This is a genomic window from Salinicola sp. MH3R3-1 (assembly GCF_001937155.1).
GTDB lineage: Bacteria > Pseudomonadota > Gammaproteobacteria > Pseudomonadales > Halomonadaceae > Salinicola > Salinicola halophyticus.
Window position 1 is genome coordinate 289,325 of sequence record NZ_MSDP01000001.1, and the last position, 16,049, is coordinate 305,373.

At 61.4% G+C, this 16,049-nt stretch carries 13 protein-coding genes and 1 riboswitch; of the genes, 9 read left to right on the forward strand and 4 right to left on the reverse strand.

Annotated features, from left to right (window positions below):
- Positions 1-240: 240 nt before the first annotated feature.
- The 3 genes from BTW08_RS01350 to BTW08_RS01360 all read left to right on the forward strand — a co-directional run bounded on the left by BTW08_RS01350 (position 241) and on the right by BTW08_RS01360 (position 3,369).
- Complete coding sequence (locus tag BTW08_RS01350; RefSeq protein WP_075560701.1) at positions 241-1,293, forward strand: ABC transporter substrate-binding protein; 1,053 nt, start codon at positions 241-243, stop codon at positions 1,291-1,293.
- 97 nt (positions 1,294-1,390) lie between these two features.
- Entirely contained in the window at positions 1,391-1,834 is a 444-nt protein-coding gene (locus BTW08_RS01355) for a tripartite tricarboxylate transporter TctB family protein (protein ID WP_075560702.1), read from the forward strand.
- 32 nt (positions 1,835-1,866) lie between these two features.
- A complete protein-coding gene (locus BTW08_RS01360) occupies positions 1,867-3,369 on the forward strand; it encodes a tripartite tricarboxylate transporter permease (protein WP_075560703.1) in 1,503 nt (500 codons plus the stop codon).
- 71 nt (positions 3,370-3,440) lie between these two features.
- On the opposite strand, the gene BTW08_RS01365 is transcribed toward BTW08_RS01360, so the two are convergent.
- Positions 3,441-3,938 carry a 6,7-dimethyl-8-ribityllumazine synthase gene (locus BTW08_RS01365; protein ID WP_075560704.1) on the reverse strand — a complete coding sequence of 166 codons (498 nt, stop codon included), beginning with the start codon at positions 3,936-3,938 and terminating at the stop codon, positions 3,441-3,443.
- Positions 3,939-4,091: 153 nt separating this feature from the next.
- Positions 4,092-4,256, reverse strand: a riboswitch (FMN riboswitch).
- 153 nt (positions 4,257-4,409) lie between these two features.
- On the opposite strand from BTW08_RS01365, the gene BTW08_RS01370 reads away from it, so the two are divergent.
- Positions 4,410-5,396, forward strand: a complete 987-nt coding sequence (locus BTW08_RS01370) for a sugar-binding transcriptional regulator (protein ID WP_075560755.1) — start codon at positions 4,410-4,412, stop codon at positions 5,394-5,396.
- A gap of 88 nt (positions 5,397-5,484) precedes the next feature.
- Here the strand turns inward: BTW08_RS01370 and tkt are convergent, their stop codons facing one another.
- The 3 genes from tkt to BTW08_RS01385 form a co-directional block, all read right to left on the reverse strand.
- Positions 5,485-7,479, reverse strand: a complete 1,995-nt coding sequence (gene tkt, locus BTW08_RS01375; protein ID WP_075560705.1) for a transketolase — start codon at positions 7,477-7,479, stop codon at positions 5,485-5,487.
- A gap of 212 nt (positions 7,480-7,691) precedes the next feature.
- Positions 7,692-8,459 (reverse strand): triose-phosphate isomerase family protein, encoded by a 768-nt coding sequence (locus tag BTW08_RS01380; protein ID WP_075560706.1) that lies wholly within the window; start codon positions 8,457-8,459, stop codon positions 7,692-7,694.
- A gap of 122 nt (positions 8,460-8,581) precedes the next feature.
- The gene (locus BTW08_RS01385; protein WP_075560707.1) at positions 8,582-10,306 is read right to left on the reverse strand and encodes a dihydroxyacetone kinase family protein; all 1,725 of its coding nucleotides are present in this window, start codon (positions 10,304-10,306) and stop codon (positions 8,582-8,584) included.
- Positions 10,307-10,668: 362 nt separating this feature from the next.
- Here BTW08_RS01385 and rpiB point away from each other — a divergent pair, with 362 nt between their 5' ends.
- From rpiB to BTW08_RS01410, 5 genes are all read left to right on the forward strand, one after another.
- Positions 10,669-11,130 (forward strand): ribose 5-phosphate isomerase B, encoded by a 462-nt coding sequence (gene rpiB, locus BTW08_RS01390; RefSeq protein ID WP_075560708.1) that lies wholly within the window; start codon positions 10,669-10,671, stop codon positions 11,128-11,130.
- Positions 11,131-11,423: 293 nt separating this feature from the next.
- The gene (locus BTW08_RS01395) at positions 11,424-12,536 is read left to right on the forward strand and encodes an alcohol dehydrogenase catalytic domain-containing protein (protein ID WP_075560709.1); all 1,113 of its coding nucleotides are present in this window, start codon (positions 11,424-11,426) and stop codon (positions 12,534-12,536) included.
- A 31-nt stretch (positions 12,537-12,567) separates the two neighbouring features.
- A complete protein-coding gene (locus BTW08_RS01400; protein WP_075560710.1) occupies positions 12,568-13,218 on the forward strand; it encodes a DUF2291 domain-containing protein in 651 nt (216 codons plus the stop codon).
- A complete protein-coding gene (locus BTW08_RS01405; RefSeq protein ID WP_075560756.1) occupies positions 13,218-14,774 on the forward strand; it encodes a sugar ABC transporter ATP-binding protein in 1,557 nt (518 codons plus the stop codon). Before BTW08_RS01400 ends, BTW08_RS01405 begins: the two co-directional genes overlap by 1 nt.
- Positions 14,775-14,813: 39 nt before the next feature.
- A complete protein-coding gene (locus tag BTW08_RS01410; RefSeq protein WP_075560711.1) occupies positions 14,814-15,983 on the forward strand; it encodes an ABC transporter permease in 1,170 nt (389 codons plus the stop codon).
- Positions 15,984-16,049: the final 66 nt, after the last annotated feature.

Sequence of the window (16,049 nt, forward strand, 5' to 3'; positions counted from 1 at the left end):
CTTTGGTCGGGCGACTTAAGTTGAATTGTCTGACAAAGTCGCTTTCTCTACCTTGCAAGACGTGTTCGATGATAACGCTATCATCTAGATCTTACGGACTGTCATCGAGATCTTGCGAACGGTCATTTGGATCTTGCGAACGGTCATTTGGATCTTGCGGACTGTCATTTAAATCTTGCGGAAGAGCGGAGCAGTGGTTCGTGCTCCGGCCGTGAGACAACGGTATGAGGGAGACGCATCATGAAAGCGATTCTGAGCAAGACCTGCCTGGCCGTGCTGGCTACCGCCGCTATCGGCGTATCGGCCTCCGCCCAGGCCGCCGACGACTGCCCGATTCCGGGCAACCTGCGGGTGGTGATCGGTTCGACGTCGACCGGCGGGGATACCTATCAGGCCTCCAGCATGGTGGTCGACAAGCTGGCCGACCAGCTCGATATCAACGCCAAGGTCGACGCCGTCGGCGTCATGCCCGGCTTCCAGGCGTTGGAGCGTAGTCGCCACGGCAACACGATCATGATCTTTCACGATGGCGCCTACCTGGGCAACCTCTACGGCGTGAACGGCTATCCGAACATCTTCGACAAGTTCGTCGTGGGGCCGACGGTGGCGATCAATCCGGGTAATGCCTACCTGGTACCCAAGAATTCACCCTATCAGTCGATGAGCGACATCATCGAAGCGGCGGGTGAGGGCAAGAAAGTGAAGGTCGCCATCCAGCCGGGCGGCGTTTCCGAGATCGGCCTGACGGCAATGAAGAACGCTGTGCGTGCGAAGTATCCGGGCAAGGAGAGCAACCTCGTTGCGGTCAACACCGGCTCTCAGGCCGACAAGAACCAGCTTCTGTTCGACGGTGCGGTGGATGTGATCAACGGCTCGGTCCAGGCCAACGAGCAGTACACCCAGCTGCCCGAGGACGACCAGAAGGCCATGCGCTTCGTCTGGATCACGGCGCGGGAAAAGACCATCGCCGAGACCAACGAAGAAGGCATGGGTGACACCACGCGGGAGCAGTTGCTGCAGTACGTGACGCCGAAGTCCAGCGTGCCGATGAGTGAAGACGAGGACTTCACCTTCGATAAGGAATTCTTCCTTCTCTACAACAAGGATATGGATCCCGCTGCCATCAAGTGCATCGATAATGCGCTCGCTGAGGTCTATAAGGACGACGAGTTCAAGGACCAGCTGAAGCGTTCGTTCTTCGTGCCTGATTACAAGCCTTCCGAAGAAGCCGCCAGCTACCTGAAAGAGAAGAACGACGAGTACAAGACCATCATCAGCAATCTGAAAGGCTGATCCTGCCGCGTGCCGGTCGACCAGGGTCGTCGACCGGCACGACTTCGTTTCCACCACTGAGACTGCCGGCGATGACCCGGCGCAGGAGCCGCTTTCCATGGAAAGCCAATGGCTGTCGATGCTCGATGTGACTATCGACTTCGACCAATCGCATCTCTTTTTCCCCCGTATCATCACCTGGATCCTGGTCATCCTGCTGGCGATGATCGTGGTCACCCGCTACCGCTTGCTGGTACCGGGGCTCAAACGCGCAGGCCGCGTACTGGTCGGGCGCGAGGGCGAGTTCGATCACAAGCGTTTCTTCGGCACGCTGGCCCTGACGACGGCCTACTTCTATCTGATGAGCGTGCTGAGCGACGTGTTTCCCAACACCGGCTACAGCTTTCTGATCATGTCGGTGGCGTTCGTGTTTCTGTTGTCGCTGCTGTATGTCGATCATCTGACGCGGCGCCTGTTCGTCATTCTCGTGCTGAACGCGCTGATTGCGCCGACGCTGGCGTGGTACGTGCTGGCGCAGCTGTTCCGCATCACCTTGCCCTGATTTCTTAGCCCTGTCCGTCGGAGACTCGTCTCATGGATATCCTGTCTCATCTCACGCCGATGTTCTTCGGGCTGATCGCCGCGGGAACGTTGATCGGCATCATTTTCGGCGCGATCCCCGGCATGACCGCCACCATGGCGGTGGCCGTGTGTCTGCCACTGACCTACGCCTTCGGGCTCCAGAACGGCATCGCGCTGCTGCTGGGGCTCTACGTCGGCGGTATCTCGGGCGGCATGGTGCCCGCGGTACTGATCAACATCCCCGGTACGCCATCGTCGATCACCACCACGTTCGACGGCTACCCGATGGCCAGGCGCGGCGAAGGCGAGCGCGCGCTCAAGATCGGTATCGTCGCCTCGGTCTTCGGCGGGCTGTTCAGCGCCGCGGTACTGTTCTTCTTCGCCCCGGTGCTGGCGGACTTCGCGATCAAGTTCTCCTATGTCGAGAAGTTCCTGATCATCCTGCTGGCGTTGACGGTCATTGCTTCACTCTGCTCCAACATGCTGATGGGGATCTTCAGCGGCGTGCTGGGCGTCTGGTTGAGCCTGATCGGCACCTACTCGATCACCGAGGGCGGCAATGGCGAGCCGCGGTTGATGTTCGATTTCATGCAGTACTACCTGATCGATGGGTTCTCGCTGCTGCCGGTACTGATCGGGATTTTCGGTCTGACCACCGTACTGCTGGATGCCGAGAAAGGGTTCAAGGACGAGACCGGCCAGGGGCCGATCTCGCTCAAGGGCGGCGCCAAGTTCAAGTTCAGCGTGTTCAAGGGCCAACTGACCAATCTGGTGCGCTCCTCGAGCATCGGTACCTTCATCGGAATTCTGCCGGGGGTCGGCGGTAGCGCCGCTTCGGTGCTGGCTTACAGCCAGGAGAAGAACTTCTCGCGGGACTCTTCCCAGATGGGCAAGGGCGCGCCGCAGGGGATCGTCTCTTCGGAATCGTCCAACAACGCGTTGACCGGTGGCGCACTGGTGCCATTGCTTTCGCTGGGCATCCCGGGGGATTCCACCACCGCGATCCTGATCGGTGCCTTCACGCTGCAGGGTATTCAGGTCGGGCCGCTGTTCATCGGCAACAACATCGATACCTGGTATCTGATGATCATCGCGCTGCTGGCGGCCAACGTGATGATGTTCGGGATCATGTACTTCGCGATCCGCCATATCGCCAAGGTGATCGAGGTACCCAAGTACATCCTCTACCCGCTGATCATCATGATGTGTGTGGTGGGCGCTTACGCCATCAACTACGGGATCATGTTCGATGTCTGGACACTGCTGCTGTTCGGTATCTTCGGCTGGGTCGCTCACAAGATCGGGCTGGAGACGGTACCGCTGATCATCGGCTTCATTCTGGGCAAGTCGGCGGAGGTCTACTTCGTCAAGAGCATCGAGTCCTACGGCAATCTCTCGATCTTCTTCACCAAGAGCCCGATCGCGATGTTCCTGTGGGTGTTGATCGCGGTCTCCGTGGCATTCGCGATCTATCTGCGGGTGCGCAATCGCCGGCAGCCGACCGTCGAAAGCTGACGCTTCTGTCACGAAAAAGCGCCCATGTCATCGAGGATGGCATGGGCGCTTTGCGTCGGGACGACAGAGACTTAATCGGCGCTCAGTTTGCGCACTTGGTTGAGATTTTCCATCGTCGTCAGGCACGCCTCGGCGGCTTCGCGACCCTTGGTCAGGAAGTGCTCGCGGAAGAAGGTCGTGTGCGCTTCGTGCTCGTGGAAGTGATGCGGCGTCAGCACCGCGGAGAGCACCGGCACTTCCTGCTCGACCTGCAGCGCCATCAGCGCATCGATCACGGCGGTGGAGACGAAATCGTGGCGGTAGATGCCGCCGTCGACGACGAATCCGGAGGCGACGATCGCGGCGTAACGACCGCTCTTGGCCAGCAGCTTGGCCTGCAGCGGAATCTCGAACACGCCCGGGACGGTAAAGGTGTCGACCTGATCGACGGCAAAGCCGCGTTCGGCGACGGTTTCCAGAAAGGCGGTGTGGCAGTTACCGACGATATCCCCGTGCCAGTCGGCGCGGATGAAGGCGATGCGTTGCGACAGCGTCTGGGAGGAGAGCTGCGGCGGATAGGACTGATTCATGGTCGTTTCCTGAACGTTGGTTAACCAGAATCAGGGCTGCGGATCCGCTTGGGGTCGGAGCTGGCGGGTAACAGCGTCGATCAATGGTGAAACATCGATAGCGACGGATGAACCGGCCGGATCGTCATTAGGTTTTCAAATCCTAGCAAGGGGAACCGTTCTCTTTCATCCGGACTATCACCGTCGGCTTCGGAATCTCACCGAATCTGCTGACCTCGATGGCGACGCCATCAAGCGCTCGCGGGCTGAGATGCTGGCGTCTTTTCACGCTGCATCATTACCGCCGGTGGGGACTTTCACCCCGCCCTGAGAACCGACTGCGGCGAACCGCAATCCGCCGATAGTCTACGCCGTTCCTGGCTCCTGAGAAAGCCGGAGTCGGTGGCGCCTGTGGTATCGTTGGGCGGCCAAGCCGAGCCGAATTCGACCTTTTCAAACCGACTCGATCTTTTTCAAATCATGGAAGCGTGCATGAACGAGCGCAACGAGAACGCCGATATTGCCCTGATGACGGAAATTGCCACCCTCTATTACACCGAGGGGGAAACGCAGGAGGTCATCGCCAATCGGCTGGGGATCTCTCGGGTCAAGGCGGGGCGATTGCTCAAGCGCGCCCAGGCGGAGGGGATCGTCGATGTCAGGGTGCGTCAGCATCCCGCCGTCAGTGCGGAAATCGAGCAGGCGCTCAAGCGGCGTTTCGGGATCAAGCGCGCCTTGATCGCGCTCGATCACGCCGAGTCCGATGGCCAGCGCGCCAACGTGGCGAGCCTGGTGGCCGATCATCTTTCCCGCCAGCTGAGCGAGGGGGCGATCGTCGCCGTCGGCATGGGCCGCAACGTGGGTGCGGTGGCGGACAACGTGTTCGAACAGGGTCAGCGCCAGTGTTCGTTCGTCTGCGCCATCGGCGGCTCGGTGCGGGCGGGGGAGTACATGAACCCCGACCACATCTGTCGCCGGTTGGCGATCAAGTTCGGCGGCGACAGCGAGACGCTCTACGCGCCGGCGCTGGTGCAGAATCTCGAGCTGCGTGATGCAATGTACGAAAACCCGACCATCCGCCAGACGCTGGACCGTGCCCGGCGCGCCGATCTCGCCCTGATCGGCATCGGCGATCTCAGCGAAAACAGCAACATGGTGCGGATGGGCTGGTTCACGCCCCAGGAGACGGCCGAGGCACGCCTCTCCGGCACGGTCGGCGACATGATGGGCTACGACTTCATCGACATCTACGGCCGCCCGTCGATGACGCCGATGCAGGGCCGCGTCATCGGCCTGACGATCACCGACCTGGCGCGGATTCCCGACGTCATCGCCATCGCCGCCGAGAATACCAAGGCGGCCGGCATTCTCGGTGCGCTGCGCACGGGTGTCATCGATACGCTGGCGACCAGCGTCACCAACGCTCACACCATTCTGCGTCTGGACGAAGCGACACGAATCGACGACAAGCCCGATTGAACGTTTTATGACCCCCGCAACGAAAAACGCCCGGCCATTCGATTCGAACAGGCCGGGCGCTTCGTTTCGAGCTTTCAGACGCTGAAAATTAACCCAGCAGCTTCTCGGCACGCGTGACGACGTTGTCGACGGTGAAGCCGAAGTGCTTGAACAGGTCGCCGGCCTTGCCGGATTCGCCGTAGGTCGTCATGCCGATGACATCGCCGTCGAGACCGACGTACTTGTACCAGGTCGACGGAATGGCCGCTTCCACCGCCAGACGCGAGCGGACCGCTTTGGGCAGCACGGACTCGCGATAGCTATCATCCTGCTCGTCGAAAGCGCTGGTGCACGGCATGGAAACCACGCGAACCTTCTTGCCCTTGCCTTCGAGTTCCTTGGCGGCGTCCATTGCCAGGCCCACTTCGGAACCGGTGGCGATCAGGATGAGTTCCGGCTTGCCGCCTTCGGCATCCTTCAACACGTAGCCACCGCGACGGATGTTCTTCAACTGAGCCTCGTCACGCGACTGTGCCGGCAGATCCTGACGCGAGAAGATCAGCGCGGTCGGACCTTTTTCACGCTTCAGACCCTCGACCCAGGCTGCCGTGGTTTCGGTGGCATCGCACGGGCGCCAGGTGGCCAGGCCCGGCAGATTGCGCAGGTCGGCCAGCTGTTCGATCGGCTGGTGCGTGGGACCGTCTTCGCCCAGGCCGATGGAGTCGTGAGTGAAGACGTGGAGGATCCGGGTGTGCGACAGCGACGACATGCGCACGGCGTTGTGCATGTACTCCATGAACACCAGGAAGGTGGCGTCATAGGGAATGAAGCCGCCATGGGTGGCGATACCGTTGGCGATCGCGCCCATGCCGAATTCGCGCACGCCATAGTGCAGATAGCCGCCGTTGAAGTCGTCCTTGGTGATCGCCTTGGCGCCTTTCCACAGCGTCAGGTTGGACGGCGCCAGGTCGGCACTGCCGCCGAACAGTTCGGGCAGATCCGGCCCCAGTTCGTTGAGCACGCCCAGCGACGCCTTGCGGGAAGCGGTGGTCTCGGACTTTTCCTGCGCTGCCTTGATCAGGGCATCGCCGTCGAAGCTGGCCGGCAGCTCGCCGTTGTAGCGGCGCTTGAGCTCCTTGGCGAGTTCCGGATGGGCCTTCTCGTAGGCGGCCAGTTTCTCGTCGTACTCGGCTTCGCGCTTCTTGCCCGCGTCGCGCGCGTCCCACGCCTGGTAGTACTCGTCCGGGATCTCGAACGCCGGATATTCCCAGCCAAGCTGTTTGCGCGCGGCGGCGACTTCGTCTTCACCCAGCGCGGCACCGTGGCTCTCTTCCTTGCCGGCCTTGTTGGGCGAGCCGAAGCCGATCACGGTCTTGCAGATGATCAGCGAGGGCTTGTCGGTGACGCTCTTGGCTTCTTCGATGGCGGCACTGATCTGTTCGGCATCGTGGCCGTCGACATCGCGGATCACATGCCAGTGGTAGGCCTCGAAGCGCTTGCCGGTATCGTCGGTGAACCAGCCCTCGACTTCGCCGTCGATCGAGATGCCGTTGTCGTCGTAGAACACGACCAGGTTGCCGAGGCCAAGCGTACCGGCCAGCGAGCAGGCTTCGTGGCTGATGCCTTCCATCAGGCAGCCGTCGCCGGCGAATACCCAGACGCGGTGGTCGACGATCTCGTGACCGTCACGGTTGAACTGCGCGGCCAGCGTGCGCTCGGCGATGGCCATGCCGACACCGTTGGCGAGGCCCTGACCCAGCGGACCGGTGGTGGTCTCGATGCCGGGTGTGTAGCCGTGTTCCGGGTGACCGGGGGTCTTCGAACCCAGCTGACGGAAGTTCTCGAGCTCCTTCATCGGCAGGTCGTAACCGGTCAGATGGAGCAGCGAGTAGTGCAGCATCGAGCCATGACCGTTGGAGAGAATGAAGCGGTCGCGATCTTCCCAGTCCGGATTGGCCGGGTTGTGCTTGAGATGATCGTTCCACAGCACTTCCGCGATATCCGCCATGCCCATCGGCATACCGGGATGGCCGGAGTTGGCCTTCTGTACGGCGTCCATGGAAAGCGCACGGATGGCGTTGGCTAGCTGGCGACGAGATGGCATTGGCTTTCGAATCCCCTAGATCTTGGATAAATAATGGCGCGAGACGCGATCTGGCTCTCAGTTTGACACGACTAGACTCTCAGTTTGACACGACTACCTAGTGTAGCGCGGCTGGTCGGCCTCATACCGCTGACCTGTTTTGCACGTCTGACAAGTGCCGCGCAGCTGAATGAACCAGTGCCGCGCAGCTGATTCAAGTGTAGCGCGACTGACTAGTTTGATGTGAGCAGCGCGGCTTCGTTCACGATGGTCTCGAAGGCCGCCGGATCGTGGGCAAATCGACCCAGAAACAAACCGTCGACCTGTCCTGCCAACCGGGTCAATAGACCGGAGCCCGCGCTGCCGCCATAGATCACCGTAGCAGATGAATGCCGGGACAGGTGTTCGCGCAAGCCCTGACAGACCGCTGCAATGTGGGCAAGTGATGCCGGCTCCGCCGCGCCGATCGCCCAGTGCGGTTCGTAGGCAATCACCAGTGGCTGCGAGCGCTGTGCCGGCGTCGCCAAGGACAGCGCCGAATCGATCTGTTCGCGACAGTCGGCAATGGCCTCGAACGGATCGCCATGATCGGCCTCGCCGATACACAGCACCGGAACCAAACCGTGTGCCAGTGCCACCTGGGTCTTGGCGGCGACGACGTGGGCATCTTCTCCGAACAGACGCCGCCGTTCGGCGTGGCCGATCTCGACATATCGACAGCCCATTTCGGCCAGCATGGCACCACTCACCTCTCCAGTATAAGCACCGTGCGGCGACTGATACAGGTTTTGGCCGCCGACGCCGATGGGCGTATCGGCAAAACACTCGAGCACCGGTGGCAGGGCAGGAAAGCTGGGCAGCACGAAAAGCGACACCCGGCCATCCTGGATGGCCGGGTGAGGGGCAACCTTGTCAGCGATCTGGCGACACCAACTGACTGTCTGGGCGTAGCCGAAATACATCTTGAAACTGATACCCAAGGTGATCGGGAGTTTGGCCATGACGTTCTCGGGATACTCGCTCTTGATTGACCACGAACCGGTGGTGACATCGCCCGGTTCGTGGCTATCCAGTTCGTGGCTGGACAGTTCGCGGTCAGACGGCTCGCGCCTGGCCGGTACGTTCAGCGCTGATCGATGACGGCCTGGACGGCAGCGACGATCAGCGAGAGCGATACCGCACCGGGGTCCGAGGTACCCAGACTCTTTTCCGCCAGTGGTCGAGCTCGTCCCAGCTTGGGCTTCAGATCGGCCGTGGCCTTGGCGGCATTGTCAGCCGCCTCGACGGCCTTGGCCCAGGCGGCCGGAAGTGTTTCTCCCTCGGCAACGGCGCGTTCGAGCGTTTCACTGAACGGTGCCAGCGCATCGACCAGCGTCTTGTCGCCCAGTTTGGCCTTGCCGAACGCCATGACGTCGTCCTTGGCCTTGGTGATGCCCTGCGCATAAAGCGCCGGTGTCGGCTCGTCGTCATCGCCGAGCGTCACGCTCAGTGCGTTGAGCATGACGCCCCAGATGGCGCCGGACGTGCCGCCCGCGCGATCCGACCACGCCTCTGCCGCCAAGCGTAGCAGCGTGCCGGCGCCCGCGTTGCGACTGACGGCGTCCTCGGCCGCCAGTTCGGCCGCCACCACGCCGCGCTGCATGCCGATGCCGTGGTCGCCGTCGCCGGCGATGGCGTCCAGACGGCCGAGCTCTTCCACGTTCTGATCGATGATCTTGCGCGTCGCGCTCAAGGCGCTATACAGGCAGCGGGCCGCGGCGATCGATGACTCGCTCGCCGGCGGAATGGCGTCGGCGTCGGGAATATCGAGCTGGGATGCATCGATCGGCGGCGCTGCTTCGAGACTGCCCTTGCGATAGGCCGGGGCGTCCGCGGGGGCTTTCCACAGCCGCTCCAGTTCGTCGTCAAGCCAGAACAGCGTCAACGATGCGCCTGCCATGTCGAGACTGGTCACCAGCTCGCCGACCTCCGGCTCGACAATCTCGAGCCCCGCATCGCCAAGGAGTTGGTGAACCCGGCGATAGACCACGAACAGCTCTTCGTACTTGATCGAACCCAGCCCATTGAGCAGCACCGACACTCTGGCGCCCTTGGCACTGTCGATCCCCTCGGGGATCTCGTCGAGGAGATGCGAGACGAGCAGTTCCGCCAGGGCGTCGGCGGTGGGCACGTCCTGCTCGCTGATGCCCGGCTCGCCGTGAATGCCGAGGCCGACCGCCATCTTGCCCGATGGCACATGAAACAGGGCATCCTTCGCCCCCGGCAAGGTACAGCCATCGAACGCCACGCCCATCGAGCGCGTGCGGAAATTGGCGGCGCGCGAGATGCGCACGACCTCTTCGAGCGAATAACCCGCCTCTGCGGCCGCCGCCGCGATCTTGAACACGGTCAAGTCGCCGGCGATGCCGCGCCGCTTGTGAATTTCATCCTGACTGGCGCTGGAAACGTCGTCGATGACGGCGACGATCTCGCAGGGAATACCCTCGCGAATCAGGCGTTCCCGCGCCTGACCGAAATGCAGCACGTCACCAGCGTAATTGCCGAAGCTGAGCAGCACGCCGGCACCGTTGTTGGCGGCCTTGCAGACGTTGTAGACCTGCTGCGCCGAGGGTGAGGCGAACAGGTTGCCCATGACCGCGCCGTGCGCCAGGCCCTGGCCGACCAGACCGGCGAAGGCGGGGTAGTGTCCCGAACCGCCGCCGATGACGACGGCAACGGTTCCCGGTTCGCTGCGAGTGCTGCGGATGACCCCCCCGGGGATCTGACAGACGCGCTGCGCATGCGCGGCGACGAATCCTTCGGTGGCTTCATCGACGAAATTCACAGGATCGTTGTAAAGACGTGTCATGGCCGACGCTCCCGGCAACTGGGTGAATGCCAGGCTGAGCGGCTCAGGATCGTCCTGGCGCCACCGCCTGATGAAAATATGATCTTGTTGTGCGCATTTGGTTTTGCGCGGCGATAGCGATCATCATAGCGACGGCAATCCCACGCGATATGCGACTTTGGTGGACAAGTGAACGGTGGGCTAGAGCGAATTCATTCACGGCGTCAGCCTGAATAGTGCCGTTCGGCGCTTTCCAAGAGCACGATTTTCTCTTTTGGAGTACTACTATTTGCCCATATGGATGCGTGTTGTTCATATGATCGGCGTGCCGCTATGATGTCCCATCGGCAATCGACGCCGTTGACGGCATGGGAGGGTGAGTAATGGCACAGAAATGGCGAGTGGCGCTGGGGTGTGATGAAGCGGCCTATGAAATGAAGCAGGCAATGATCGAGCACGTCAGATCCCTGGGGCACGAGGTCGAGGACTTTGGAACTCATGACGCGAAGCCGGTGCTCTATCCGGATATCGCGATCGCTGTCGCGGAAGCGATTGGTGAGGGGCGCTACGATCGCGGCATTCTGATGTGCGGCACGGGTATCGGCGTGGCGATATCGGCCAACAAGGTGCCGGGGATCCGCGCTGCACAGGCCCACGATACCTACTCGGCGGAGCGCGCGCGCAAGAGTAACGATGCCCAGATTGTCACCATGGGCGCTCGCGTCATCGGCATCGAGCTGGCCAAGACGATCGCCGAATCGTTTCTCAGCAACGAGTTCGACCCGGGCGGGAGATCACAACCCAAGGTGGATCGGATCGAGGCCTACGAACGGGATCATCGCTGAGGAGGATTTTCGCAGTCAGGGCGCCCGATGAGGCGCCTTTTTCTTGAAATTGTTCATATGATCGATATCGGTTCTTTTTTGTACCAATTTGAATTTGTTTTTATTTTGCCTAGATCAAATTTTGACCAATGACTTTAGTCTCATGTCTTTTTAGAACATAGAATAAATCACTGTTTTATATGATTAAAAAATAACTTTGGCTAAAGTCTTAGAGGGCTAGCTATTGATGTCATGGTCAAGATAAGGCTAAAAACATATGACCGAAGTTTGATCATGTGTTTTCCGGAGGCCCCATGAGCGAATCTACCGTTACATTCACGCAGCCGACTCCCGCTGGCGATATCCCCAAGACGATGAAGGCGGTGGTCGCCTATGCGCCCAACGATTATCGCTATGAGGAAGTGCCGGTTCCCGAGATCGATGACAAGGAAATTCTGATCAAGGTCGAGGGATGTGGCATCTGCGCCGGTGACATCAAGTCCTACGATGGCGCGCCCAGCTTCTGGGGTGACGAGACCCAGCCGGCCTATATCAAGGCGCCGATGATCCCGGGGCACGAGTTCATCGGGCGGGTGGTCAAGGTCGGCGCTCAGGTTGAAGGCTATGCAGTTGGCGATCGTGTGATCTCCGAACAGATCGTGCCGTGCTGGAACTGTCGCTTCTGCGGTCGGGGTCAGTACTGGATGTGCGAAAAGCACGACCTGTACGGCTTCCAGAACAACGTCAACGGCGGTATGGCCGAGTACATGAAGTTCACGAAGGAGGCGATCAATTATCACGTCCCCGAGGAACTGCCGCTGGAGAAGGCGATCCTGATCGAGCCCTACGCCTGCTCGCTGCATGCGGTGCAGCGCGCCAGAATCGAGCTGGGCGATGTGGTGGTGCTTTCCGGCGCCGGTACGCTGGGGCTGGGCATGGTCGGTGCGGCCAAGAAATCGGGTGCCGAGACATTGATCGTGCTGGACCTGTTCGACGATCGCCTGGAACTGGCCAAGAAGTTCGGCGCCGATCTGACCCTCAACCCCAAGCGCGATGACGTGGTCTCGATCATCAAGGAGATGACCGACGGCTACGGCTGCGACGTCTATATCGAGGCGACCGGGCATCCCAAGTCGGTGGAGCAGGGCCTGTCGATGATCCGAAAGCTGGGGCGCTTCGTCGAGTTCAGCGTGTTCAAGGATCCGGTCAGCGTCGACTGGAGCATCATCTCCGATCGCAAGGAACTCGACGTGCTGGGATCGCACCTGGGTCCGTACTGCTACCCGCTGGTGATCGAGGGGATTCGCAACGGCGACTATCCCACCGACGGCGTGGTGACCCACAAGCTGCCGCTGGAGAAGTATGAGGAAGGGTTCGAGCTGATGAAGAGCGGTTCGAAGTCCTTGAAGATCGTGCTGATCCCTTGAGCCGACAGGTTTGCAAAAGAGGACGCTTTTCATGAGTGCAGCAGTTGCCAGTCGGCCAGCGGCGCCGAACAAGCTGAAGGGACGTCTGATCATCGGTGCCTGCGTGGTCGTGGTGCTGGCTGTAATGGCCTGGGATACCAAGGTGGTCGAGATCGGCTCGGAAGCGGCGCTCGAGGGTGGTTTCTCGGCGGACACCTACGGTGGCGAGCATTTCCCCGACATCCAGGCCAGCGTCGAGGAGCGTGCGGTCGAGGCCAGTGAGCTGGCGTCGGCCGTTCTCGATGACTCCACCGCGGCGGGGCAGAAATATGGTGTTGGCGAAGGTTTCGGACCGGTGGTGCCGGTCACGTTCACCGGCACTTTCGGCGAAGCTCGTTCCGGCATCTATCCGGTCAGCGTGGACGGCGTGTCAGACGACATCACCATTCGCGTGCAGACCGGCCCGGCGATCAACGGCACCGACCTGCGCGATGCTACCGGCGAGATATCGTTCGGCGAGTTCACCAACCAGATCGAGTATCAGAATGCGGGCGCGTCGATCAACGATGCGATGAAGAAAGCGGTATTGGCGGATGTGGACACGGCCAACCTCGAGGGCAAGAGCGTCAGCGTGACCGGGGTGTTCAAGCTGATCAATCCCAAGAATTGGCAGGTGACGCCCGTCAGTCTGGAGGTGGAATGATGCCTTCATCTCCCATCCAGCCCGCGCCTGTAAGCGAACCCGCCGACGACATCGTGCTGTCGGCGCGGGATGTCGCCAAGTCGTTCGGTAGCGTGCAGGCGCTCAAGACGGTCAACTTCGATGTCTACCGGGGCCAGGTGACCACGCTGTTCGGCGAAAACGGCGCCGGCAAGTCGACGTTGATGAAAATCCTCTCCGGCGTGATGCAGCCGACCTCCGGCGAGATTCTGCTGGAGGGCGAGCCGGTGCGCTTTTCCTCGACGACCGATGCCCAGCGTCTGGGAATCTCGATCATCCATCAGGAGCTGAGCCTGGCGCCCAATCTCAGCGTCCGTGACAACATCTTCATGGGGCGCGAGATCAAGGGGGCAATGGGCATCGACTATGCCGAGGAAGCCCGTCAGACCCGCGCCTTGATGGAAGAACTCGACGAGCCGATCGATCCGCTGACGCCGGTGGAGGATCTGCGCCTGGGCCAGCAGCAGATCGTCGAAATTGCCCGTGCGCTATCGGTGAATTCCCGCATCCTGATCATGGACGAGCCGACCTCGGCGCTGTCGGCGACCGAGGTAGAGGTCCTGTTTCGGGTGATTCGCGACCTCAAGAGCCGTGGGGTATCGATCGTCTATATCTCCCACCACCTGGAAGAGGCGCTGCTCATCACCGAGCACGCAGTGGTGCTGCGTGACGGCGTGATGACCGCCTATGCCAGACGGGCGGACATCGATCTGGAGTGGATCGTGCGCAACATGGTTGGCGAGAACTTCGATCTCGGCTCGCCGCCGACCGGTCATGCCCTGGGCGAGATAGCGCTGTCGCTCGACGACGTCAGCATCGCCGACACCGCCGTGCCGGATCGCTCGGTGGTCGATCATCTGTCGCTGGACGTCCGTGCCGGCGAGATCGTCTGCATTTACGGGTTGATGGGCGCCGGGCGCACCGAGCTGCTCGAGTGCGTCGCCGGTCGCGTGCCGCTGAGCGGCGGGCGAGTGGTGCTGGAAGGCGAGGACGTCTCGCACCTGAGCATCGCCGAGCGCATCGCCAAGGGGCTGGTGCTGGTGCCGGAAGATCGCCAGCGAGATGGCCTGGTGCAGACCATGTCGGTGGGCGAGAACCTGTCGCTGGCCAGCATCAAGGCGTTCACTCGCTGGCTGCTGACGTCGGGAAACCGCGAGCGCGGTGTGGTCGACGAGTCGATCGCCAACGTCCATATCAAGACCGACGGCCCCAGTGCCGAGATCGGCTCGCTCTCCGGCGGCAACCAGCAAAAGGTGGTTATCGGCAAGATGCTGGCGACGCATCCGCGCGTGGTGGTGCTCGACGAACCGAGCCGCGGCATCGATATCGGTGCCAAGGCCGAGGTGTTCAAGCTGCTGGCGGAAGGGGCGGCCAAAAAGGGGCTTGCGGTGGTCTTCTCTACTTCCGAAGTCGGCGAATGTCTGAGCATTGCCCACCGGATTGTGGTGATGAGTCGTGGGCGTATCGCCGCCGAATTCGGCGCCGACGCTTCCAAGGAGCAGATCATGGCGGCCTCCGGCGAAGCGGTGGTCGCCTGAAAGAACACGTTAGCGCCTTTTCTCGAACGGAGTTTTGATATGTCCAAACACAGCCAAGCGGCAGAGCGCCAACGGGGTGGCTTCGATCTGGGGCGCCTGCTGCTCGAAGGGCGAGCCTTTTTCGCCCTGATCGCGATCATCATCATCTTCTCGTCGCTGTCGCCGGTCTATTTCTCGACCAGCAACTTCCTGACCATGTCCTCCCACGTGGCGATCTTCGGGCTGCTGTCGATCGGCATGCTGCTGGTCATTCTTACCGGCGGTATCGATCTGTCGGTGGGCTCGACGCTGGGACTGTGCGGGGTGGTCGCGGGCTTTCTGATGCAGGGCGTGAGCTTCGACATGTTCGGCGTCACGCTCTATCCGCCGGTGTGGGTGGTGGTCATCCTGACCTGCGCGGTCGGCGCGTTCATCGGCGCCATCAACGGCGTGCTGATCGCCTACTTCAAGGTGCCGGCCTTCGTCGCGACGCTGGGGCTGCTTTATGTCGCTCGCGGCGTGGCGCTGCTGATGACCGACGGTTTGACCTACAACAACCTCGGCGGCAGCGCGGAGCTCGGCAATACCGGCTTCGACTGGTTGGGTTTCAATCGCCTGTTCGGCGTGCCGGTGGGGGTATTGATCCTGGCGGTGGTGGCGATCGTCGCGCTGCTGGCGCTATCCCGTACGCCTTTCGGGCGTTGGGTCTACTCCACCGGGGGTAACGCACGGGCGGCCGAACTCTCGGGTGTGCCGGTCAAGCGAGTACAGGTCTCGGTCTACGTGCTCTCCGGCATCTGCGCGGCCATCGCCGGCCTGGTGTTGTCGTCCCAGCTGACTTCCGCCGGTCCGACCGCCGGCACCACCTACGAACTGACGGCCATTGCCGGCGTGGTCATCGGCGGCGCGGCGCTGACCGGCGGCCGCGGTAACGTGCGCGGCACGCTGCTCGGCGCCTTCGTGATCGGCTTTCTCTCCGACGGTCTCGTCATCATCGGCGTTTCTTCCTACTGGCAGACCGTGTTCACCGGTGCGGTGATCGTGCTGGCGGTTCTGCTCAACAGCATTCAGTACAGCGGGCGCAAGAAGCGCGTCGACAAGGTTTCCGAGCCGGGATCGCCGAATCCCGGGGCGCCTGCCAATCCTTCTTCTCCGTCCTCGAACGCCGACGCCGCACGCGTGACGAGCGAGGCGGAAAGTACCGCCGGCAAGCCGGCAACACAGCATTGATCGATGCGATTCCAATCAATGTGAGCCAGAGCAACACCAGCTATACAAACACAACCGCAACAGAAG